This is a genomic window from Pseudoalteromonas sp. NFXS39 (genome assembly GCF_040148775.1).
GTDB classification, from domain to species: domain Bacteria; phylum Pseudomonadota; class Gammaproteobacteria; order Enterobacterales; family Alteromonadaceae; genus Pseudoalteromonas; species Pseudoalteromonas apostichopi.
In genome coordinates, this window is sequence record NZ_JAGDEC010000013.1 from 52,506 (window position 1) to 75,294 (window position 22,789).

Sequence of the window (22,789 nt, forward strand, 5' to 3'; positions counted from 1 at the left end):
TACTCCAGCCAGCAAAGGAGCGATGGCTTGAAGAACTTATTTACACTGACCATAAGTATCGCACTTGCTTACTTTCTTACAGGGTATTTAAGTAATTCTTTGCTGGCGATTGATGGTTATGCGGTTGCTGCATGGCCGCCTTCAGGTATTGCTCTTGCCAGTATCTTGCTATTTCGAAATCGTGCCCTACCAGGAGTTTTGCTAGGGGCGTTCTTTGTAAACCTCATTCACCTTGATAAAGCCACTGATATTTTCCATTGGCAAATGATGCTGCAGGCTATCGGTGTAACAACAGCATCAACATTCCAAGCTTGGCTTGCCTATTACATTATTATTCATGTAGTTAAACGCCCGATTGAATTATCGTCATTAAAGCAAAGTATGCTTGGTTTAATGATTGGCGGCCCTTTGTGTAGCTTGATTGCGGCATCAATTGGCACAGCTTTACTGGTCATAAATAATGTTATTCCGAGTTATGCGGCACTTAATAATTTTATTGCATGGTGGATTGGTGACAGTATTGGGGTGCTGATTTTCACGCCATTAGTTTTAGCTGCATTTAGTTACCATCACACTCGCCAGCGGCTACAAATAATTGTGCCGTCGCTATTAATCTATATGGTTATTTGTGTCAGTTTTTATGGCGCAGCCAGTGTAAAAAAAGATAAAGACTTACAGCGCCAACAAGCCAAAGTCAGTGCGATTCATACTAATCTTGAGCACCAAGTTGATGAAATTAAGTCACACTTAGCTTTATTAGCGACCTTTTTTGCTAGTAGCGATGCAGTTGATTTTGATGAATTTAAGCGCTTTACAGCACGTCAATTGCAATACAGTGAAGAGATACTTGCCTTTGAATGGGCGCCAAAGGTTATTCACTCGCAACTAACTAATTATCAAAATCTACTGCGTGATGAACTAGGCACCCACTATTACGTGAAAGAAAAAAATGCTGCAGGGCAATGGCAGCCGGTGAGTAAGCGAGCGGTGTATTTTCCGGTGCAATATGTTCACCCTTTAGAGGGCAACCAACCCGCTCAAGGTTTTGATTTGGCCTCAAACGAATTACGTAAACAAGCGCTTACAGACTCTCGGTTAATTAAAAATGTCACTGTGAGTGAACCAATCACCCTTATGCAAGGAGATGGCAGCGAAAAGGGCGTTTTGTTCTTTAACCCTGTTTATTCAGACATTAACCATCAAGTAGGTTTTAGAGGTTATGTTGTTGCTGTGGTCAATCTGGAAGTGTTGGCGCAAACACTTAACTTTAATCAAAACACCGAGATTGATGCCAGTTTTTTTGATGTTACCGATGGTACTAACCCTGTTGAAATTTACAGCCCTCATCGTGTTGGCACTACAGCAATCGCAAGCTTTAATTTTATTATTGGTGAGCGTGTTTGGCAGGTGAAACTATGGGAATCAGTAGCCCAGTCATCTTGGCTGTCTTATTGGCTTGCGCAAATAGTCGGAATGCTGTTTGTGTGGTTATTAATTACCTTTTTGATATCGGTAACAGGCACTAATATTCAAATTCGTCAGCAAGTAGCAAAGCAAACCCAAAGCCTTCGCGAAGAAAAACAAAAAGCCGATAAAGCTAGCCAAATTAAAAGTGAGTTCTTAGCTAATATGAGTCACGAAATACGCACGCCTATTAATGGTATTAAGGGGCTGCATTACTTAGCAATGCAAGAGCAAGATTGGCAACAAGCGCGTAGTTATATCGATCAAGCAGACGGTGCATTGAATGTTCTATTACGGGTGATAAATGATGTTTTAGATTTTTCTAAAATTGAAGCAGGGCGTCTGGAGTTACATCAAGAGCCTATTGATGTGAATGCGCTTGTGAGTGAATTAACGAACTTACTGCAGTTTGAGCTTAACTCTCGCTCTTTAGAATTTAGAGTTGAGTTTGATGCTTCTGAACACCTACTGATCCATACCGATCCAATCCGTTTAAAACAAATATTATTGAATCTGTTAAATAATGCGGTGAAGTTCACTCAAGAGGGAACGATTACAGTGCGGATTTGGCAGCAGGGTGAATTTACTTACTTTAGTGTTATTGATACAGGTATTGGCATCAGTAAAGAGGCCCAGCAGCGCCTGTTTAAACCATTCTCACAAGCTGATAGCTCAACCTCTCGTCGCTTCGGTGGTACAGGTTTAGGCTTGAGTATTTGCCAAAAACTCATTGTTATGATGGGAGGCGAGATAAGCCTCAGTAGTACTGAGGGACAAGGCTCAACATTTACAATTTCGCTGCCATTTGAGTCTCCTCTTGAAGAGGTGGTTCATAGTGATGATGAGTTAGCTGATATAGATGTGATTACTGTTTCATTTGCCGATGATGCAATTCTATTGGTTGAAGATAACCCATTGAATCAACATGTGGCGAGTTCTATTTTAAAAACCAAAGGCTGCCAACCTGATATTGCTAAAGATGGCCGCGAGGCTATTAAGATGATCAGTGAAAAAAGCTATGACCTTGTGCTCATGGATATTCAAATGCCGAATATGGATGGCTTAGAAGCAACCAAAGTTATTCGCAATGAGTTGCTGATCACTGATTTACCGATCATTGGCTTATCGGCAAATGCCCAAGATGATGACCAAAAGAAAGGCTTAGCCAGTGGTATGAATGGTTATTTAACGAAGCCAATTGATGCTGATAAACTTTTTAAAACTTTGTGGCATTTCTTGCATAATGATAGCGGTCATTAAAGCAGACATTTGACCTCAAAAAAGTAAATAAAATCATCTAAACTTGAAATATCGTCGTGGGTACGTATGATCCGCGCAAATTTACTGAACCTGAGTGCTAATTATGATCAATAACAAACTTCCATTGCTTGATATTCACCGTCATCTAGATGGTAATGTTCGCCCACAAACGATCTTAGAACTTGGTCGTCAGTTCAACCTAGAATTACCAGCTGATAACATTGAAGCGCTTATTCCACACGTACAGGTTATCGACCCTGAACCTAATCTAATGGCATTTTTGCAAAAGTTAGATTGGGGTGTAAAAGTATTGGGTGATTACGATGCATGTCGTCGTATTGCTATCGAGAACGTTGAAGATGCTATTGCCCAAAACCTCGATTACGTAGAGCTTCGTTTTAGTCCATATTATATGGCGCAAAGCCAAGGTCTACACCCGCAAGGTGTTGTAGAAGCGGTAGTTGATGGTGTTAAAAGTGCGTGTCAAAACGCACCAATTAAAGCCAACCTAATTGGCATTATGTCGCGTACTTATGGTACTAAAATTTGTCAGCAAGAGCTTGATGCTCTGCTTGCTTTTAAAAATGATTTAGTGGCTGTTGATTTAGCTGGCGATGAAATTGGTTTTCCTGGTGAGTTATTTGTTGATCACTTTAAGCAAGTTCATGATGCATACTTAGCTGCCACTATTCACGCTGGTGAAGCGCGAGGTAGCGAAAGCATTTGGCAGGCAATTAACGAGCTTGGTGCAACGCGTATTGGTCATGGTGTAAAAGCGATTGAAGATGCTGCGCTAATGGATTACTTACGTGATAAGCGCATTGGTATTGAGTCTTGCTTAACCAGTAACATTCAAACCAGCACTGTTGCTGAGCTTGCTAAACACCCGTTAAAAACCTTCTTAGACCATGGTATTTTGGCATCAATTAATACTGATGATCCGGCAGTTGAAGGTATTGAAATAGCGTATGAGTATCAAGTAGCAGCACCTGCGGCAGGTTTAAGCCAAGCCGATATAGAAAAAGCACAAGCTAATGCGCTTGAAATTGCTTATTTAAGCGATGCAGATAAAGCTTCTTTAAAACAGTTAGCTGCTAATCGTTAAGCAGCTAACTTACACTTGGTGCTCTTGGCATGAGACATAGTTTTCATACAATGCCTTGAGCACATCTCCTCGGCTGATCATGCCAACAACCTTACCATCCTCAATAACCGGGTAATTTTTTGGCTTACCAGTTTGCATACCATCTGCTAGCTCAATGATGTTTTGATCGCTACTCACCGTGACAACATCGGTGCGCATTAGTTGTTTTACCTTTACCACGCCATCGCAGAAATAACTGTTTTGCATAAGCGGTTGTAGCAGCTCTTGTTCAGAAATAAAGCCAACTAGGCTTTTGTTGTCATCGAATACTGGTGCGCCTAGTAATTTAAACTTTTGCAGCTCGCTAATCGCGGTGGTCATTTCAGTTTCAGGCGTAATGTGTGGCAACTTACGTTGCATAAAGTCTTGTACTTTTGTATTAAGCATTTGGGTCTCTCCCCATCATTATTCTAAACAAAGTATGGTCAAGGAAATGCAGTTTGTGAAATCGTTTAGATGGATTAAGGCGATAGGTAAAACAAATACAAAAGGCATCCAATTGGATGCCTTAACAATAACCTGTATGAGTTAGTTATTTAATGAATGCAAATGCATCGGCGTACATGTTCTCACGTACCGCACCATGATTGATAAAATCATCGCGAACCACGCCAATCATGTCGAAGCGGCCTGCCATGTAAATATCGTATGGTTCTAAAGACACGATATCTTCCATAACGGCTTTGTGGACGTAACCGGTTTTGCCTGTCCAGCTTTGCGGTGCATTTTCAACCACAGGAATATATTGGAAATGTGGGTTGCTGTTTGCCCATGCTTGCATTTCATCATGTGCATAAAGTGCAGCTTGCTCACGTACACCCCAGTAAAATAATACAGGACGCTCACAGCCAATTTCAGCAAGGTGATCAGCCATTGATTTGGCATAAGAAAAACCAGTACCGCCAGCAAGTAGAATAATTGGGCGCTCACCCTCAACTCGCAACTGTGATATACCTAAGCCCACTTCAACATTAACTTGCTGTTGCTCTGTATGTGCTTGACGTAAATGATCAAGCGCTTGCATTGCATACGAATCAGCACCCGCGGCACCAATGTGTAGTTCAATTTGGTCAGTTTGCGACGGGCGGCTTGCAATAGAAAAGGCACGCTTATCTTTTTCGCCTAATACTAGTTGCATATATTGGCCTGCCTCGAATGACACAGGTTGCTGTGGTTTCAAAATGACCTTATGTACGTGGTCTGTAAGCGGGCTGATCGCAACCACGTCAGCGAGTAATGTTTGCATAGTTTACCTTTATAAGCACAGAAGCAAATTCGGTTATGAATCGCACTCATAACCGTTAAATTTTGAGCAGTTTAACATAGACACAGCCTAGAGAATATCTAAGCTGTCCCATAATTCATCAACACGTTCTTTGATTTTTGGGTCCATGACAATGGGTTCACCCCATTCGCGGTCTGTTTCACCAGGCCATTTATTAGTCGCATCCATGCCCATCTTTGAGCCAAGGCCAGATACTGGCGATGCAAAATCTAAATAATCAATTGGTGTGTTTTCGATCATTGTCGTATCACGAGCAGGGTCCATACGTGTGGTGATTGCCCATATCACGTCGTTCCAGTCGCGTGCATTTACATCATCATCGCAAACGATCACGAACTTGGTATACATAAATTGACGCAAGAAAGACCACACACCCATCATTACGCGCTTGGCATGACCTGGGTATTGTTTCTTCATCGTGACCACAGCCATGCGATAAGAGCAGCCTTCAGGCGGTAGATAAAAATCTACAATTTCAGGGAACTGCTTTTGCAGAATTGGCACGAACACTTCGTTCAATGCAACCCCGAGTACTGCTGGCTCATCTGGTGGGCGGCCAGTGTAAGTGCTGTGATAAATTGGATTTTCACGATGTGTAATGTGAGTGACCGTCATCACCGGAAACTCGTCTACTTCGTTGTAGTAACCTGTGTGATCGCCATAAGGGCCCTCAGGGGCTGTTTCACCCGGCATAATATAACCTTCAAGCACGAACTCTGCGGTAGCTGGCACTTGTAGGTCATTTGAAATCGATTTAACAACTTCAGTTTTACTACCGCGTAGTAAACCAGCAAACGCATATTCACTTAGGGTATCAGGGACGGGTGTTACAGCGCCTAAGATTGTCGCAGGATCGGCACCTAATGCCACAGACACTGGGTAGGGTTCACCAGGGTGCTCTTTACACCATTCACGAAAATCTAATGCGCCACCGCGATGCGATAACCAACGCATAATAATTTTGTTTTTACCCAGTAGCTGCTGACGGTAAATACCTAAGTTTTGACGCTTTTTATAAGGCCCTTTGGTAACCGTTAAGCCCCATGTAATCAATGGGGCTGCATCACCCGGCCAGCAATGTTGGATAGGCAGCTTGGTTAAGTCGACATTATCACCTTCAAGTATGACTTGCTGACAAGGCGCTTTTTTTACTTCTTTTGCAGGCATATTCAATACTTGTTTGAATACTGGGATTTGCCCTAATGCCTCTTTAATGCCTTTAGGTGGCTCAGGCTCTTTTAGAAAAGCTAATAACTTACCGACTTCGCGCAGTTCACTAACATCATCTTGTCCCATACCCATGGCAACGCGTTTGGGTGTACCAAAAAGGTTGGCAAGAACGGGAATAGTGTGGCCTTTAGGGTTTTCGAATAACAGAGCTGGGCCTTCGGCACGTAACGTGCGGTCGGCAATTTCGGTCATTTCAAGGTAAGGATCAATTTCTTGTTTGATCCGTTTTAGTTCACCTTTTTGTTCTAATAACTCGATAAATTCGCGAAGATCTTTGTATTTCATTATAGCCGCTTAAACGCTGAATAAACTGTCGCTATTATACTCAAAACCACTGATTAAGCTAATTTAGCCGCGATAGGTTTTGCTATTGCTGAATTAAGCTACATTGGTACTTTTTACCTTTTAAAATCAGCATAGCTTCATCGCCTTTAGACCAAAACAGCACATTATCGGCACTGTATTTAACTCCTGAGCCACTTACTTGGCGATTGAGTAAAAATTCATTGTCCTTAAATGTCAATCTTGCTTCCTCATCATTGTTTTCAACAATACTGGCACTAAGGGTCCCATCGCACAGATAATTGCTTGGTGCACTTTGCTCAGCACACGCGCACAAGGTAACTAAAGCGAGCCCCGAGAGAAGTGGTTTAATCATAGAAACACCTCTATTTTTGAATGAGCTATAAGCCTAACAAAGAAAAATTAACCGTTGGTGAAAATGACAGGATAAGTTATGTTGATAATGTATTTAATGGGCAAGGAACCACCATGGCAGGCACTAATTTACTAACCTTACTTGATGATATTACAACACTTTTAGACGATATTGCGACGATGAGTAAAGTCGCAACAAAAAAAACAGCAGGGGTGTTAGGTGATGACCTCGCTCTGAATGCTCAGCAAGTCACTGGGGTAACCGCCGATAGAGAGTTGCCCGTGGTTTGGGCTGTAGCAAAAGGCTCGTTTATTAATAAAGCCATCTTAGTGCCGGCAGCGTTATTGATTAGTGTTTGGTTGCCTTGGTTAATCACTCCGCTGTTAATGGTTGGCGGGCTGTTTTTGTGCTTTGAAGGTGCAGAGAAAATTATCGAAAAGCTGTTTGGTCATGCTCAACAAGAAGATGAAACTTTGGCTGAACAACAAGACTTGCAAGAATACGAAAAACAAAAAGTGAAAGGGGCAATCCGCACCGATTTTATCCTCTCTGCAGAAATTATCGTGATAACTTTAGGTACAGTTACTGGTGCAACGCTGGTTAATCAAGCTTTGGTGCTAAGCGTAATTGCAATTATTATGACCATTGGTGTGTATGGGTTAGTTGCAGGGATTGTTAAACTTGATGATGCTGGTTTGTATCTACTGCAAAAAGCGCAGCAAAGTGGTGGTAAATTTAAAGAGCTAGTGGGTAAGTTTTTACTTGCGTCAGCACCTAAGTTAATGCGCTTTTTAGCCTTTGCAGGAACGGTAGCTATGTTTTTAGTTGGCGGAGGCATATTGGTACATGGGATCCCCGTTTTGCATCACGCCCAACAGGGTAGCGCTGAGTTTGTAACAGGTTTACTTGGTAAAACAGGTGAGTTGGCTACGCCAATTATATTTGATGGTTTATTGGGCGTTGTTGCCGGAATTATCGTTGTGTTAGTGGTTGAATTTTGGCATAAAATTCGTCATTAGAAAGTATCAAATTAACCATTTTTGTTGATTTTTTGTATATAAAATAGGGGCTTTGCTTTATTATTGCTCAGCTAAATATAACAATTAAATCGTTAAATGGAGTTAATCATGTCTCGATACCTCACTTTTATGCTGGGGCTCGCGTTATTTACGCTGTCATTTACCAGTTTCGCTAAATCTGCAAAATTATCAGTAGAAGATTTTAGTAAAGGTAATGACTTTAGTCGTGTAACCATCTCTCCTGATGGCAATTACGTCGCTGCTATTAAAAAGCACGAAGGTAAAAATTCACTCATCATTGTTGATACAAGCAAGTTTGCAGTAACTCACGCGGTTGCTTTTCCGGGTAATGCACAGGTTGGCGAATACCACTGGGTAAACAATGAGCGTGTTATTCTTGAAAAAGAGTATTTAAAAGGCTGGCAAGATACCCCCATCTATTATGGTGAGTTATTTGCTGTGAATGTTGATGGTAGCCGTGGCGCATATGTAATTGGTTATCATGGTGAGCAGCAAACGGGTACTCGGTTAAAAAAACAAACTCCAGTCCAAGGAACCTCATACCTTTTAGATCCCTTACTTCATGATGATAAAAAAGTTTTGGTTGTCACTTACCCATGGACTGCAACCAATGAACCAACTACCGTTGTATATGAAGTCGATGTTTATCGCGGTCTGCGCACCCTAATTACGCGATCACCTGCACCTATGGGACGTTTTTTAACAGACCATGATGGCAATGTTCGTATCGCTGTATCAAGTGACGATTACCTCAATGCGACAATTCATGTGCGAGAGCCTGAAGGTGGTTTTTGGAAAGAGCTTGATTTAGAAGGTATTAATTACACCGATATCTCATTAAAGGCGTTTGATAAATCTGGTGAGTCTGTATATGCCACTGCATCAAAAGGTGGAGAAGCAGAAAGTCTTATTAAAATTAACCTAAAAACCAAAAAAGTAACGAAAATCTTCCAAGATAAACATGTTTCGCCGTCGCATATTTGGGTTGATGAAATATCCAAAGAGTTATTTGCAATAGAAACTGAGGCTGACTACCCAAGCTATGCGTTTGTTGATAGTAATTCGCCTAAATCACAGCGTCTTAAAGATTTATTGGGCGCACTGCCAGGCAGTCAAGTACAGCTAGTTAGTAGTACAGAAGACGACTCAAAAAATATTATTTTCGCATCGAGCGATATAAACCCTGGGCAATATTATCTTTATGATGCGAATACCAATAAGTTAAGAGCGCTTTTCTCTGCGCGAGGCTGGATAAATCAAGATGAAATGGCGCAAACCACACCACTGCGTTTTAAAAGCCGCGATGGTTTAACAATTCTTGCTTATTTAACTGTGCCAAATGGCAAAGCTGAGAAAAACTTACCTTTAGTTGTTATGCCGCATGGTGGCCCAATCGCTCGTGATTACTGGGGCTATGATCCAGAAGTACAAATGTTAGCGAATAAAGGTATGGCAGTGCTCAAGGTTAACTTCCGTGGTTCAGAGGGGTTTGGTATGAACTTCCAAGAAGCCGGTTATCGCCAGTGGGGACAAAATGTTCAGCACGATATTATTGATGGTGTAAAACTATTAATAAAAGATGGCACGGTTGATAAAGATAACATTTGTATTATGGGTGCCAGCTTTGGTGGTTACTCTGCTCTACAAAGCGCGATAATCGAACCAGATATGTTCAAGTGTGCAATAGGCCTGATGGGGGTTTACGACTTGCCTCTTATGTATGAAGAGGGTGACACGCAAGCGCGCAGTCATGGACTTAATTACCTAAAAACAGTGATTGGTACTGATGAGGCAGAACTAAAAGCATTCTCGCCTGCTTATAATGTCGATAAGCTAAAAGCACCTGTTCTTATTGTACATGGTGGTGAAGATGAACGTGCGCCCATTGAGCAAGCTGAATCATTAGAAGCAGCTTTGAAAAAAGCTAAGCATCCATATGAAATAACTATTCTTGATGATGAAGGTCACGGTTTTTATAAAGAAGAGCACCGTGCTTTATACTACAAAAAAGTATTGGCCTTCTTAGATGAACATTTAAAGCTTTAAAAGAAAAATGCCGGCGAGCAAGCTCGCCGGCAAGGATTTAGCACGGGAACGTAAGCGTGCTAGTGTGCAAGGTCTTCCTTCAAGTTAAACAAACTCAAAAGACGATTCGTTTATCAGGCAATACTACCCAGCTGTACTCTCTAAAACAGAGCAGAGAGAGTGACTCTGCTTTTGCTAACAAGTAATTATAAACACCAACAAAAGAGTATAAATACTGCGCCACACAAAAATGTTATAACATAACAAATTAAAAGTAAATAGCGAGTGTCATGTTATTAGGATGGTTTCTGCTGAGTGATGTTTATGGGTAATAGATTATTGAGTATTCAATTTACTACAATCGTAACTCAAGCATAGCTCTGCGAGCTCAATCTTTGCTTTAGGATTCCCTTGTAAGGTAGCTTTGTTGAGCCAGTAAGCTGCTTTTTCGTTATTCACTTCTGTCCCTTGGCCATCACGATACATCTGACCCAAGTTTAATTGCCCCCATGCATAACCATCTTCCGCAGACAGCGTAAAACTTTTCAACGCTTCCTCGTATAGGCCATCTTTGAAGTAAGTAATCCCTTCCTGATTATGTTTATCGAGCTTAACGCCCGTATATAAAGGCTTAGGTCTAGGCGGGTGCATAACAAAACCACCAAATAAACTATAAAGTTCAGGTCGCATAATTTTATAAATGCTGCCTTCATCATAAAGCTGCTTTATTTGTGACTTACTGAAAGTCAGGGTTTTACTCGAAAAGTAATCATCTTGAACTAGCATGCTGGTACGCATGGCAATTTCGATGTCTTTATTGTACTTGTAAGTGTAGTTAGCAACTCTAAAAGTCATGTTTTTATCATCAAATTCAACGAGCTGAGCTACTTTTAAGTTGTTAATACGTTTTGGTTTGCCAGTAAATTTATCTGAATAGACAAAATAGGTATCAAATAACTTTGGCTCGTTTAAGTAAGTTTGCTCATTTTCAGTTTGTTCATTCGCACCGATAAATGCATTTGTTAATAGGTAAACGATGAAGAATAGACCAATAAAGTATTTTATAAACGACACTAATTCTAAGGCTGGCAATGAATACCAAGGTGCAGGAGTAACATAGCCACAGTCATCACATTGTCTTTGATAATTAATAGATAATGGGATGATGGGCAAAATAGTAAAGCGTAAAACTTTACTATGATTGCTTAAAGAATAATGTTCGCTATGGCAGTGAGGGCACGTTTTTTGTTTTTTATAAACAACATCAGCTGCAGCGGTATTAAATAGAAGCATAGTTTCTTCCTGAAGATTGCTATCAATAAACTAGAACAAATGCAGAGAGTTAGAAAGCGGCAAACTGTAAGCAAATATGAATTAAACATGTCGAACGGTGTTTTCGTTTAGAGAAACAGCACATTCTCTGCTATGATCCACAGCATCTTCGAGGATGTCCCTCAATTATCAAGTTTGGAATATTACTGTGACTGCTACTGCTTTTTCATCTTTGGCTTTGCCGCGAGAGTTAACCGATAACTTATCAACTTTAGGTTATACGCAAATGACGCCAGTACAAGCGCAAAGTTTGCCAGTGATCTTACAAGGCAAAGATATTATTGCCCAAGCAAAAACGGGGTCGGGTAAAACGGCTGCATTTAGTTTAGGTGTGTTGGCTAAGTTAAATGTGAAACGGTTTCGAATTCAGTCTCTAATTTTGTGCCCTACTCGAGAGCTAGCAGAGCAGGTAGCTGAAGAAGTGCGTAAGCTTGCACGTGGTATCCATAATATTAAAGTTTTGACTTTATGTGGCGGTGTCTCTATTGGTCCACAAATTGGTTCGCTAGAACATGGCGCACATATTATTGTCGGTACCCCTGGTCGTGTTGACGATCATATTCGCAAAGGCACATTACGCTTAGATGATGTCGAAACCTTAGTGTTAGACGAAGCTGACCAAATGTTAGATATGGGCTTTCAAGATACCCTTGATGCTATTGTTGAGTGCATTCCAAATCAACGTCAAACGTTATTGTTTAGTGCGACTTATCCAAAATCAATAGCAGCTGTTGCAGAGAGAGTACTTAGCAATCCTGAAATGATTAAGGTAGAAGAAGAGCAAACCAAAAGCACAATCAAACAATACTTTTACAAGCTAGATAACAACAAACAGCGCTTTAATACATTGAAGCTGTTGTTATTGAAGTTCCAGCCAGAAAGCTGTGTGGTTTTTTGTAACACCAAGGTTGAAACACAACAGATTTGTGATGACCTTTATGCTGAAGGGTTTAGTGCGGTTGCCTTACACGGTGATTTAGATCAACGTGAACGTGAACGTACCTTAATCCGCTTTGCTAATAAAAGCGCCTGTATTTTGGTGGCAACGGATGTTGCAGCACGAGGCTTAGATATCAATGACATGGACATGGTAGTGAACTATCATCTAGCACATGACCCACAAACCCATGTTCACCGTGTTGGCCGTACTGGTCGAGCTGGTAAAAAGGGCATAGCATGTTCTATTTATGGTGAAGCTGAGCAATTTAAAGTGGCACAAATTGGTGACCACTATGAGCGTGATTTTGACCCAGAACCTATTCCTCCATTTAGCTTGCTCGAAAAACCCGCTTATAAGCCTACTATGGCAACGATTATGATTGATGCTGGTAAAAAGCAAAAAATTCGTGCCGGTGATATTTTAGGTGCATTAACAGGCAAAGAAGGGATTGCAGGTCATCAGGTAGGTAAAATTAACGTACTTGATAATGTGGCTTTTATTGCTGTGGAGCGAGCTGCTGCAAAACCTGCATTACGTAAATTGACTGAAGGTAATATTAAAAAGCGTAAAATTCGTGCGCGACGTTTGAGCAGATAAATTGTTGAGTTATGAGCAGCTAGCTTTAAGTTGCTCATATTCATGTTGTATTTTCTTAAACTCAATTGCACAGCCTTGGCGGTCTGGGTGGTGTTTTAGCGCCAGTTGTCGCCAACGCTTTTGTAACTGTTTTTCCGAAAAATCAGTAGGTAGCTGCCACGCCTGTTGTAATTCCAACAGCTGCTGCTGAGATAGCGAGAGAATGACCCTTTTTGGACTATATGATGAAAAGCGCTGCCAAAAATCAGTTAACATCGCATCAATCTCATCGCTCGTTGTATCATAGTTTTGCCAATCTAAATAATAATCTCGCAGCGGATCGTGATTTTCTAATGCGTTACTTATCTGCTCATTAACAAGCTCAATATGTAATGAGGCAATTTGTAGCTGTTGCTCTGGTGCAAGTTGTGTTTGCAGCTGATATAGAGCATTCATAACTAGAAAGTTGCGCTTAAACAGATCTTTTTGTGGGTCATTATCTAATTGCTCAATTTTTCCTGATTCGCTAAGTGCGCTGGTAAGCGTATGAACCTTCCAAACAGGTTGTTCCAAAAGAAGGTAAAAAATCTCATCAATCAGTGGGTTAACCATTGTTCGCAAGCCTATCTTTAGTGTAATCTACAGTGGTATACGCTATCACAGCTGCTTTTTTGAAACTACGCTAATGTTTTTAGATACTAGGGAATGCATTTAGCCGAGCTTAAATAACCTCATTTTCAGGCTAAGTTGATATTAAGGGATTTCGCCATATGTTCACATCACTGCGTGTTAGCTTGCTCACTGCTTTAATGTTCAGTTGTAGTTTGTTTTTTTCGCAGTCTAGCTTTGCATCCAATTCGTTACTTGAGCAATTTAGCCAATCCGAGCAATGGCAAGAAAAGCAACAGCTTGCCAAAAAACTGCTTAATCAAAATACAACAAATCAAGAACAAAGCCTCGATATATACATGCAGCTTGGGGACTTTGCTCTAGCTAAAGGTAATTTCTCAGCGGCCGTAAAAAATTACCAATTGGCAGAACAAGCAACTAGTTTTGCTGCGACCCCAAAGCGCTATTTCCTTGCCCTAAAAATGCAGGGCGTAACTTATTATTATCAAGGCTTGATGCAGCAAGCGGTAATTGCTTACAGCAGAGCATTAAGTATTGCCAAAAAGCTACCTGAACCAATTGCTGAGGCTAATTTGCTAAGTAATATTGGCCTTGCCTACTTTGATATGTTCAATATGGAGCAAGCGCTGAAATATTACAAAGAAGCGAAAGATATTTACGAAGAACATGGTAATGCACAAGATAAAGCCGATATATTACACAACATTGCAGGTATTTATATTCGTTTATCAAGTTATGATACTGCATTAGAAATGTATCGAGAAACGCTAGAGATTTTCCAAAAGTTAGGCGATGAAGATGGCATAGCTCAGTCTTATGGCAATATGGGGGTTGCGTATTCTGAACTTGGTCAGTATCAACTTTCTTTGCACTACTATCAGCGAGCCTTGAGATACTACCAAGAAACGAATAATGCTTACTTTCTCTCATCTCGCCACGCTAATATCGCCAATGTATATTTACGCACCGGTGATTTAGAGCTTGCCTTAAGTCATGCAGAAAAAGCAGTTGAATTTGCAAAAAGTATTGATAATAAAACCTTAGAGCTTGCAGGCTTATTGTCACAGGCAAAAATCGAGTTATTACAAGGTAAGCTAAATAAGGCTGAAGCAACTCTCACCACCTCTGTTTCTATGGCTAAACAATATAAAGACGATCTTAGAGTGCAAGATGGCGCCGGAATGATGGCCCTGATTAAATCCGGAAAAGGAGATTATGCCGGAGCTGTTGCTAGTTTTGATGAGTTTGTTCGTTCATTTAAAAGTGAGCAAAGCATCAGATTATTAAAGTCAATGAGCGAGCTACAAAGCCAAATCCAAGCAAGTCAGCTCAGTCAAGAAATTGTTGAGTTGAAGCAGCTACAGCATGTACAAGAGCTCGAAATGTCAAAACAGCGTCAGTTGGGCATTATGTTGTTTATCTTATTTGTGATGATAGTGGTAACGGGTATTACTATTTACCGTCGCAGTATTGAAAAAGGTGCAAAAGAGCAACTTTCGTTAATGGTTGCTAAGCGGACCAAGGAGCTTGAAGAAACGGCAGAGCAACTACGTAGTGCTAACGAAATTAAAAGTCAGTTTTTAGCAAATATTAGTCATGAAATTCGTACTCCTTTAACCGCAATACTGGGCCAAACCGATAATTTAATGAATGGTTATTATAAACCAGAGCAGTTAAACGATGAGCTTGCCGTGATTCAAAAACAAAGCGATCATTTAAAAGAGCTGATTAACGACGTTCTCGATATTAGTAAAATCGAGGCTAACAAGCTTGAGTTAAGCCTAAAAGAAGGTGATTTAGTTCGATTACTCACCGACGTCCACTCGATGCTCAGTGGCCAGGCTAAAGATAAAGGCCTTAACTTTACTTTTCATAATGTGCTTGGCGAGCAGTTTTACTGTCAGCTAGATTTTACCCGCATAAAACAGATACTCATCAACCTATGTGCAAATGCAATTAAATTCACTAACCAAGGCGAAGTAGAGTTAAAAGTCTCTAAAGTAGAGCAAGGCGTGTGGTTTCGTGTAACTGATACCGGTATTGGTATGAATACCGAGCAACTAAAACAAATATTTGAGTGTTTTAGGCAAGGAGATAACAGTATTAGCCGACGCTTTGGGGGGACAGGGCTTGGGTTAAGCTTATCGCAACAGCTTGCAATGATGATGGGGGGTTATATTAGTGTTGAAAGTGAGCTAAATAAAGGCAGCATATTTTCGTTTTACTTACCATGTAAAGAACGTACTCCAAGCTCTGATGTGATAGAGTCTGAAAAGTTTGTACAGCCAGTTGTAAAAGGTTTATCTGGGAAAGTTCTACTCGCTGAAGATCACCCTGATAATCGCCGTTTAATTGCTCGTTATTTAGAATCTATGGGCCTTGAAGTAATTGCGGTAGAAAATGGTGAGCAAGCTGTAGAGCAGTGCCTTAAGGAATTTCCTGATGTGGTACTGCTGGATATTCAAATGCCAGTACTTGATGGTTTAAAAGCGCTCAAGTTATTACAAGAGTGCGGCTTTACACAGCCAGTATATGCGTTAACGGCTAATGCTATTAGCCACGAAATCGACAGTTATCTTCAAGCAGGGTTCACCGGTTATCTTGCTAAACCAATTGATAAGAAAGTATTTTATACGCAACTTGCTAAGCATTGTAAAAAGGACAGCGCAGTAGCTAAATCTCAGCAAGATATGAGTGATTTGGTTGCAAGCTTTATTAATAGCTTTGAGCATGAAAGCGCGTTGATACAGCAGCACTTTGCAGCCCATGAGCTATTTAATTTACAACAGGATGCTCACCGAATCGGTGGTGCTGCGAAAATGTTTGCGCTGGATGATATCGCGGATAGTGCTATGGCACTTGAATCGGCATTGAAGCAAGATAAAACTGCTGACTTAACTAGTTTGGTTGCTCAATTACTAGAGCATCTACACAACGCTTCGGTTGATCAAAACAGCTCAATATCACCGTCTTGAACTTGTTCAACCTCTTGAGTCATTTCAAACCTAGAATGATCAATACGCTGCTCTTGATCGGTTTCAGGTGGAGTGATAAGAAACATTGACAGTTTTTCGTCCAGAGAGTGTGCAAGGCGCACTAAGTCTTTACTCGACACCGCTTGTATTTGTGAACTTGAAAGTGCATCAGAGTTAAGCTCAACCATTGCATCTATACTAACTTGTGCTTCATCTGACATCTGGCTTTGCATAGCTACCTGCTCATGGACACTCTCAGAAAACGCATTAATTTCTAGCATTGCTTGCTCAATTTTATTGGTTTCTTTAGTAGAAGCCTCAGAAAGCTCAACCGTGCGCTCCGTTTCTTTAAGTGCTGTTTGCATTAATAGGTTTGCTTGTTCAGTACTATGTTGAATTTTAGATACCATCTCACGCACTTCTTGTGTCGACTTACTAGTACGAGCAGCTAGGTTTCGTACCTCATCAGCAACCACTGCAAAACCGCGGCCTTGTTCACCAGCTCGAGCGGCTTCGATTGCAGCGTTTAGCGCAAGTAAGTTAGTTTGCTCTGCAATACTATTGATAACGTCAATAACGGAGCCTATCGCATCACTATCTTGTTTAAGTAAAATAATCTGTTCACTGGTGAGGTTGATATTATTGGCAAGTTTTATGAGACTTGCTTGGCTTTTATCAGTGTCTAAACGAGTTTGTTGAACTGATTTAGTCGCATCTGATACCGAGCTTAATATTTGTTCAAGACTTCTATCCAGTTCTTTAGATACCTCAATCATACGATTAATTGTGTTTGCTAGGTCAATGCCATGGGCATCTTGAATTGTCGCTTTTTGAGTCATTGACGCATAAGTATCACGTAATGCATCGGCCATTGGTAACAAGCGGGCTGATGATACATATATTTCACTTATCATATGCTCAGCCATTGTTAAACCAGCGTTAAGTGCATGACACTCCTTTGGTAATTGGGTGTCATTTTCGTCAAAGCGAAAAGTAAAATCGATCCCCTTTTCAGAAGCGGTATGCGTAATAAAGTAGCTTAAATAATCTTGTTGCTTTTGATCAGTTGTATAAATAAAGCTAATTAGAACAAGCCATGGGATTACGACAACAAGCATAAGTACAGCCATAGCAGTGATAGAAAAATCAAATATGGCAAAACTAGCAATACAACTAAGTAAGCTTATTATAAATAGAGCTACAACTACTCTAATGCGAGTCATTGAGGGAATCCTTAGCGTTTAATCCTTTAATATATAGAACAAATTTCTATAAATTACCAATAAACCAACTCTTTAAAAGTATAACTTTTAAAGAGTTATGTCCTAGTTTTACATAAAAAAAATGCCTGTATTAGACAGGCATTTGTAAAAACAAAGTAATTTTTACTGACGTTTCATTGAGTCAAAGAATTCATCATTGGTTTTGCTCATTGAGAGCTTATCAATTAAGAACTCCATTGCGTCAATTTCTGACATCTCATGAACGATTTTTCGTAAGATCCACATTTTTTGTAGTTCATCAGGTTTGGTTAGTAATTCTTCACGACGGGTACCTGAACGGTTAAAGTCAATCGCTGGGAATACACGCTTTTCAGCAATCTTACGATTTAAGTGTAATTCCATATTACCTGTGCCTTTGAACTCTTCGTAGATAACTTCATCCATCTTCGAACCAGTGTCGATAAGCGCTGTTGCGATAATTGTTAAGCTACCGCCTTCTTCTACGTTACGAGCCGCACCAAAGAAACGTTTTGGCTTGTGTAATGCATTCGCATCAACACCACCGGTTAATACCTTACCTGATGATGGGATAACAGTATTATAGGCACGAGCAAGGCGTGTAATTGAGTCAAGTAAGATAACTACATCTTTCTTGTGTTCAACAAGACGCTTCGCTTTTTCAATTACCATCTCAGCAACTTGAACGTGACGGCTTGCTGGCTCATCGAACGTTGAGGCAATTACTTCACCTTTAACAAGGCGCTGCATCTCTGTAACTTCTTCTGGACGTTCGTCAATTAGAAGCACCATTAGCTCACAATCAGGCTGGTTGTAGCTGATTGACTGCGCAATGTTTTGCAGTAGCATCGTTTTACCCGCTTTTGGTGGAGCAACGATGAGTGCACGTTGGCCTTTACCAATTGGTGATGCTAAATCTAGTACACGAGCCGTGATGTCTTCAGTACTACCATTACCACGCTCCATACGTAAACGTTCGTTAGCGTGAAGTGGGGTAAGGTTTTCAAATAGGATTTTAGTGCGAGAATTTTCAGGTTTGTCGAAGTTTACTTCATTTACTTTTAATAGTGCGAAGTAACGCTCACCGTCTTTAGGTGGGCGAATAAGGCCTGAAATTGAGTCACCAGTACGCATGCTGAATCGACGGATTTGACTCGGTGATACATAAATATCATCTGGGCCGGCTAAGTAAGATGCTTCTGATGATCTTAAGAAACCAAAACCATCTTGTAAGATCTCTAGTACACCGCCGCCGTAGATGTTTTCACCGCTTTTAGCATGCGCTTTTAGGATGGCGAAAATAATATCTTGTTTTCTTAAACGGGCTACGTTTTCGAGCCCCATGGACTCAGCTAAGTTTACAAGCTCTTTAATAGACTTGTCTTTTAATTCGCGTAAATGCATATTGGTGGGTTCTTTATTACAATTGTCATACTCAAAATCATCGTTTGATACATGAGTGAGGTTTGTTGGTATAACTAAGGATTAGTTGGCTTTATAAACTAGCAGGTCACTAGCAAGGCGTCCAGTCTTTAAACAAAATAAAGCTAAAAAAAGGGCAAAAAGCCCTTTTTTTATATTTTCATTAGATGTTGTTTTCTAAAAACTCTACTAATTGAGTCTTAGAAAGTGCACCAACTTTGGTTGCTGCAACTTGACCATCTTTGAAAAGAAGTAACGTAGGGATACCACGAATACCAAATTTAGGTGGTGTGCCTGCGTTTTGATCGATGTTAAGTTTACCAACGGTAACACGGCCATCAAACTCGCCAGCTACTTCGTCAAGAATAGGGGCGATCATTTTACAAGGTCCGCACCATTCAGCCCAAAAATCAACAAGTACAGGTTTGTCTGATTGTAGTACGTCAGCTTCAAAGCTATCGTCAGTTAATTGAATAATTTTCTCGCTCATTGCGATCTCCGATTAGTTAGGCGAAATATTTAATGCGTATTTAAACACTCTTGTTTCTTATTGCAAGTTTAAACGTTATGCTTAAACGCTATGACTAAGACACATTTGACCGATAAAAAGTTTTCAGACTTTGCTATCGCACCGGAAGTGGTTGCCGGTTTAACCGAAAATGGGTTTGAATATTGCACACCCATTCAAGCGAAATGCCTACCTTTTATTTGTGAAGGCCGCGATATTGCGGGCCAGGCACAAACAGGTACGGGCAAAACGTTGGCGTTTTTAACTGCCACGTGCCATCGGTTATTACAATCTAGCAAAGCACCTAGTAAACATCCAAGAGCCCTGATCATGGCCCCAACAAGGGAGCTGGCGATTCAGATACACAAAGATGCAAAAATTTTAGCGCCACACTGTAATCTTAACTTAGGTTTAGTATATGGTGGCGAAGATTACGAAAAACAACGTGCACAACTAGAAAAAGGTGTTGATATTTTAATTGGTACCACTGGACGCCTTATCGATTTATATAAACAGGGCTGCTATACCCTGAACGAAATTGAAGTTGTGGTGCTTGATGAGGCAGATCGAATGTTCGATTTAGGCTTCATAAAAGATATCCGTTATATGTTTAGACGTATGCCAGAAGCGTCTGAGCGTTTAAATCTACTATTCTCAGCAACCTTGTCTTATCGTGTTCAGGAATTAGCATTTGAACACATGACTAACCCAGAGCATGTTCAAGTTGAACCTGATGTAAAAACAGGTAAGCGAATTCAAGAAGAGCTATTCCATCCATCACAAGATGACAAAATTAAGTTACTGTTAACATTGATTGAAGAAGAATGGCCAGATAAAGCAATTGTGTTTGCAAACACGAAACACAGTTGTGAGAATGTTTATGCATGGATGAAAGCAGATGGTCACCGAGTTGGTTTATTAACCGGTGATGTAAACCAGAAAAAGCGTCAATCAATTTTGGCTCAATTTACCAAAGGTGATTTAGATTTCTTAGTTGCAACAGATGTTGCTGCCCGTGGTTTACATATCCCAGAAGTAAGTCATGTATTTAATTTTGATTTGCCAGATGATTGTGAAGACTATGTACACCGTATTGGCCGTACTGGACGTGCTGGTGCATCAGGACACGCTATTAGCTTTGCCTGTGAGCAGTATGCCTATAATCTCCACGAAATTGAGCAATATATAGAACACAGCATTCCATTATCACATTATGATAAAAGTGCATTGCTTGATGATTTAACTAAGCCTACTATTCAGAAAAAGCGGAACTATTCTACAGGCCCACGTAATCGTAATAACAACGGACGTCGACCAAATAATAGTTACCAGAAATCGCGGTCGCAATAAACGACCGTTATTGAAGACTTAGTAGTAACTAGAGGTTTTTGAACGGTGGGGCAACTTCAACCGCAAAAAAATGTGTATGCAGTAATCGACTTAGGATCAAATAGCTTTCATATGCTGATCGCTAAATCGATTGCTGGCGGTCTACAAACGATCGGTCGAGTTAAACGTAAAGTAAGGCTTGCTGCAGGGCTTGATGAAAATAACGTCCTAAGCACAGAAGCCATGCAACGAGGTTGGGAATGCTTAGCCTTGTTCGCTGAACGTTTGCAAGACATACCACAGAAAAACATCACAATTGTTGCGACCGCAACTTTACGTCTTGCTATCAATGCTGATGTATTCAAGGAAAAAGCTGAACAGATCCTTGGTCATAAAATCAATGTTATCAGCGGTGAGTTAGAAGCTAAGACAATTTATAAAGGTGTGGCGCATACCTCTGCCTGTAGCGGAAAACAACTCGTTATTGATATCGGTGGGGCAAGTACCGAAGTCGTTATCGGTAAGGGTTTTGATGCATTGCACTATAAAAGCCTGCATATGGGTTGTGTCACCTTTTTAGAGCGCTATTTCAAAGATCAAAAACTCAGCAACGAAAACTTTGCAGCTGCAATTAAAGCTGCCAGTGAAGTCGTTTCAGAAATTGTTGATGAATACCAAGCGAGCGGGTGGCAAATAGCGAGTGGCGCATCAGGTACTGTGCAAGCGATTCAAGAGATCATGGTTGCACAAAATCAAGATGAGCTATTAACTCTCGATAAACTACTCGCCATTAAAGAACAATCAGTGCAATTTGCAACAATTGCTGATCTTGAGCTTCCAGGGTTGAGTGAAGAGCGCCGTTTGGTGTTTGTATCTGGCCTCGCTATTTTAATCGCATTGTTTGAATCGCTAGATATTAAGCAAATGGGCCTTGCTCGCGGTGCCTTGCGTGAAGGTGTTTTATACAGCATGGTGCCAGAGCTTCATAACCACGATATTCGTAAGCGTACTGTTGATGGTTTAATGAATCGCTATCATGTTGATCAAAAACAAGCCTGTCGCGTTGCGCAACTTGCAGAGCAACTGGCAAAAAATGTAGCGCAGCAATGGCAATCAATCGATGATAACGCAATAGCATTATTAAGAACGGTAGCAAAACTGCATGAGATTGGCTTGTTAATAGAGTATAAGCTTTATCATAAGCACACAGCTTACATAATAGAAAACACCGATTTGCCAGGTTTCTCACAATCTGAACATAAATTGATAACGGCTGTTGCTAATGAACATCGTGCTGATCTGCTAAAAAACAGCTTTGCTCATTTAGGTTGCCATCAGCAGTTAGCTGAATGTTTAACAAGAGTCTTGCGGATTGCAGTAATCTTATCAATGCGCCGCCAAGATGATGTACTGCCAGCAATCGATCTCAGTGTTAATGAAAACACCCTCACACTGACATTTGATGGTGATTGGTTAAAATATCACCCATTAATGGCCTGTGAGCTGCAACTAGAGTCCAAGCTACAAGCAAAAGTAGGTTGGAAGCTCATAGTAAAATAACGTCAAAAGGCCCTCTGGGGCCTTTTTTAGTATTGTTTTTACGCGTTTCGTTCGTATTTTGCGCGAACAGTCATTTTTTTAATAAAAACTGCAAAAAACAGTTGATCTGAATTCGGATCTCCCTATAATGCGCATCCACCGACACGGCGGACTGCTTACAAAAAAGCAAA

Annotated in this window: 17 protein-coding genes; 8 read left to right on the top strand and 9 right to left on the bottom strand. The window is 40.6% G+C overall.

Going from position 1 to position 22,789, the window contains the following annotated elements; translation table 11 throughout:
• The first annotated feature begins 27 nt into the window (after nucleotides 1–27).
• Nucleotides 28–2,724, top strand: coding sequence for an ATP-binding protein (locus J3455_RS18870; RefSeq protein WP_349562167.1), 2,697 nt, complete (start codon nucleotides 28–30; stop codon nucleotides 2,722–2,724).
• Nucleotides 2,725–2,827: 103 nt separating this feature from the next.
• Entirely contained in the window at nucleotides 2,828–3,829 is a 1,002-nt protein-coding gene (add, locus tag J3455_RS18875) for an adenosine deaminase (RefSeq protein WP_349562168.1), read from the top strand.
• 9 nt (nucleotides 3,830–3,838) lie between these two features.
• Here the strand turns inward: add and J3455_RS18880 are convergent, their stop codons facing one another.
• The 4 genes from J3455_RS18880 to J3455_RS18895 all read right to left on the bottom strand — a co-directional run bounded on the left by J3455_RS18880 (nucleotide 3,839) and on the right by J3455_RS18895 (nucleotide 7,041).
• Nucleotides 3,839–4,255, bottom strand: coding sequence for a CBS domain-containing protein (locus tag J3455_RS18880; protein ID WP_054563674.1), 417 nt, complete (start codon nucleotides 4,253–4,255; stop codon nucleotides 3,839–3,841).
• 145 nt (nucleotides 4,256–4,400) lie between these two features.
• Nucleotides 4,401–5,114, bottom strand: coding sequence for an NAD(P)H-flavin reductase (fre, locus tag J3455_RS18885; protein ID WP_167658816.1), 714 nt, complete (start codon nucleotides 5,112–5,114; stop codon nucleotides 4,401–4,403).
• An 87-nt stretch (nucleotides 5,115–5,201) separates the two neighbouring features.
• Nucleotides 5,202–6,668, bottom strand: a complete 1,467-nt coding sequence (gene ubiD, locus J3455_RS18890; protein ID WP_130050036.1) for a 4-hydroxy-3-polyprenylbenzoate decarboxylase — start codon at nucleotides 6,666–6,668, stop codon at nucleotides 5,202–5,204.
• Nucleotides 6,669–6,750: 82 nt separating this feature from the next.
• On the bottom strand, nucleotides 6,751–7,041 hold the full coding sequence (locus tag J3455_RS18895) for an MliC family protein (protein WP_130050035.1): 291 nt from the start codon (nucleotides 7,039–7,041) through the stop codon (nucleotides 6,751–6,753).
• A 113-nt stretch (nucleotides 7,042–7,154) separates the two neighbouring features.
• Between J3455_RS18895 and J3455_RS18900 the strand changes: the two genes are divergently transcribed.
• Nucleotides 7,155–8,060 carry a DUF808 domain-containing protein gene (locus J3455_RS18900; protein ID WP_256855198.1) on the top strand — a complete coding sequence of 302 codons (906 nt, stop codon included), beginning with the start codon at nucleotides 7,155–7,157 and terminating at the stop codon, nucleotides 8,058–8,060.
• Between the two features lie 108 nt (nucleotides 8,061–8,168).
• On the top strand, nucleotides 8,169–10,127 hold the full coding sequence (locus J3455_RS18905) for an alpha/beta hydrolase family protein (protein ID WP_349562169.1): 1,959 nt from the start codon (nucleotides 8,169–8,171) through the stop codon (nucleotides 10,125–10,127).
• Nucleotides 10,128–10,442: 315 nt separating this feature from the next.
• On the opposite strand, the gene J3455_RS18910 is transcribed toward J3455_RS18905, so the two are convergent.
• Nucleotides 10,443–11,399: a tetratricopeptide repeat protein gene (locus J3455_RS18910; protein WP_130050032.1), complete on the bottom strand. Its 957-nt coding sequence runs from the start codon at nucleotides 11,397–11,399 to the stop codon at nucleotides 10,443–10,445.
• Between the two features lie 187 nt (nucleotides 11,400–11,586).
• Between J3455_RS18910 and dbpA the strand changes: the two genes are divergently transcribed.
• Entirely contained in the window at nucleotides 11,587–12,975 is a 1,389-nt protein-coding gene (dbpA, locus tag J3455_RS18915) for an ATP-dependent RNA helicase DbpA (protein ID WP_130050031.1), read from the top strand.
• Between the two features lie 9 nt (nucleotides 12,976–12,984).
• Here the strand turns inward: dbpA and J3455_RS18920 are convergent, their stop codons facing one another.
• Nucleotides 12,985–13,566, bottom strand: coding sequence for a DNA-J related domain-containing protein (locus J3455_RS18920; RefSeq protein ID WP_256855200.1), 582 nt, complete (start codon nucleotides 13,564–13,566; stop codon nucleotides 12,985–12,987).
• 158 nt (nucleotides 13,567–13,724) lie between these two features.
• Between J3455_RS18920 and J3455_RS18925 the strand changes: the two genes are divergently transcribed.
• Nucleotides 13,725–16,559 (top strand): tetratricopeptide repeat protein, encoded by a 2,835-nt coding sequence (locus J3455_RS18925; RefSeq protein ID WP_349562170.1) that lies wholly within the window; start codon nucleotides 13,725–13,727, stop codon nucleotides 16,557–16,559.
• Here J3455_RS18925 and J3455_RS18930 read toward each other — a convergent pair.
• The 3 genes from J3455_RS18930 to trxA all read right to left on the bottom strand — a co-directional run bounded on the left by J3455_RS18930 (nucleotide 16,532) and on the right by trxA (nucleotide 19,712).
• Nucleotides 16,532–17,782 carry a methyl-accepting chemotaxis protein gene (locus J3455_RS18930; RefSeq protein WP_349562171.1) on the bottom strand — a complete coding sequence of 417 codons (1,251 nt, stop codon included), beginning with the start codon at nucleotides 17,780–17,782 and terminating at the stop codon, nucleotides 16,532–16,534. The two genes, J3455_RS18925 and J3455_RS18930, sit on opposite strands and share 28 nt — an antisense overlap.
• 162 nt (nucleotides 17,783–17,944) lie before the next feature.
• Nucleotides 17,945–19,204, bottom strand: a complete 1,260-nt coding sequence (gene rho / locus J3455_RS18935) for a transcription termination factor Rho (RefSeq protein WP_062566226.1) — start codon at nucleotides 19,202–19,204, stop codon at nucleotides 17,945–17,947.
• Between the two features lie 181 nt (nucleotides 19,205–19,385).
• The gene (gene trxA / locus J3455_RS18940) at nucleotides 19,386–19,712 is read right to left on the bottom strand and encodes a thioredoxin TrxA (RefSeq protein ID WP_054554679.1); all 327 of its coding nucleotides are present in this window, start codon (nucleotides 19,710–19,712) and stop codon (nucleotides 19,386–19,388) included.
• 90 nt (nucleotides 19,713–19,802) lie between these two features.
• Between trxA and rhlB the strand changes: the two genes are divergently transcribed.
• Nucleotides 19,803–21,080: an ATP-dependent RNA helicase RhlB gene (gene rhlB, locus J3455_RS18945; protein WP_130050027.1), complete on the top strand. Its 1,278-nt coding sequence runs from the start codon at nucleotides 19,803–19,805 to the stop codon at nucleotides 21,078–21,080.
• 45 nt (nucleotides 21,081–21,125) lie between these two features.
• Nucleotides 21,126–22,619: a guanosine-5'-triphosphate,3'-diphosphate diphosphatase gene (gppA, locus tag J3455_RS18950; RefSeq protein ID WP_349562172.1), complete on the top strand. Its 1,494-nt coding sequence runs from the start codon at nucleotides 21,126–21,128 to the stop codon at nucleotides 22,617–22,619.
• Nucleotides 22,620–22,789: the final 170 nt, after the last annotated feature.

What these genes read in the sequence shown, in the direction of transcription:
- J3455_RS18880 (WP_054563674.1), bottom strand. Translation starts at nt 4,255, where the DNA reads ATGCTTAATACAAAAGTACAAGACTTTATGCAACGTAAGTTGCCACAC.
- rho (WP_062566226.1), bottom strand. Translation starts at nt 19,204, where the DNA reads ATGCATTTACGCGAATTAAAAGACAAGTCTATTAAAGAGCTTGTAAAC.
- J3455_RS18910 (WP_130050032.1), bottom strand. Translation starts at nt 11,399, where the DNA reads ATGCTTCTATTTAATACCGCTGCAGCTGATGTTGTTTATAAAAAACAA.
- add (WP_349562168.1), top strand. Translation starts at nt 2,828, where the DNA reads ATGATCAATAACAAACTTCCATTGCTTGATATTCACCGTCATCTAGAT.
- J3455_RS18925 (WP_349562170.1), top strand. Translation starts at nt 13,725, where the DNA reads ATGTTCACATCACTGCGTGTTAGCTTGCTCACTGCTTTAATGTTCAGT.
- trxA (WP_054554679.1), bottom strand. Translation starts at nt 19,712, where the DNA reads ATGAGCGAGAAAATTATTCAATTAACTGACGATAGCTTTGAAGCTGAC.
- J3455_RS18900 (WP_256855198.1), top strand. Translation starts at nt 7,155, where the DNA reads ATGGCAGGCACTAATTTACTAACCTTACTTGATGATATTACAACACTT.
- rhlB (WP_130050027.1), top strand. Translation starts at nt 19,803, where the DNA reads ATGACTAAGACACATTTGACCGATAAAAAGTTTTCAGACTTTGCTATC.
- J3455_RS18930 (WP_349562171.1), bottom strand. Translation starts at nt 17,782, where the DNA reads ATGACTCGCATTAGAGTAGTTGTAGCTCTATTTATAATAAGCTTACTT.
- J3455_RS18920 (WP_256855200.1), bottom strand. Translation starts at nt 13,566, where the DNA reads ATGGTTAACCCACTGATTGATGAGATTTTTTACCTTCTTTTGGAACAA.
- J3455_RS18905 (WP_349562169.1), top strand. Translation starts at nt 8,169, where the DNA reads ATGTCTCGATACCTCACTTTTATGCTGGGGCTCGCGTTATTTACGCTG.
- ubiD (WP_130050036.1), bottom strand. Translation starts at nt 6,668, where the DNA reads ATGAAATACAAAGATCTTCGCGAATTTATCGAGTTATTAGAACAAAAA.
- J3455_RS18895 (WP_130050035.1), bottom strand. Translation starts at nt 7,041, where the DNA reads ATGATTAAACCACTTCTCTCGGGGCTCGCTTTAGTTACCTTGTGCGCG.
- fre (WP_167658816.1), bottom strand. Translation starts at nt 5,114, where the DNA reads ATGCAAACATTACTCGCTGACGTGGTTGCGATCAGCCCGCTTACAGAC.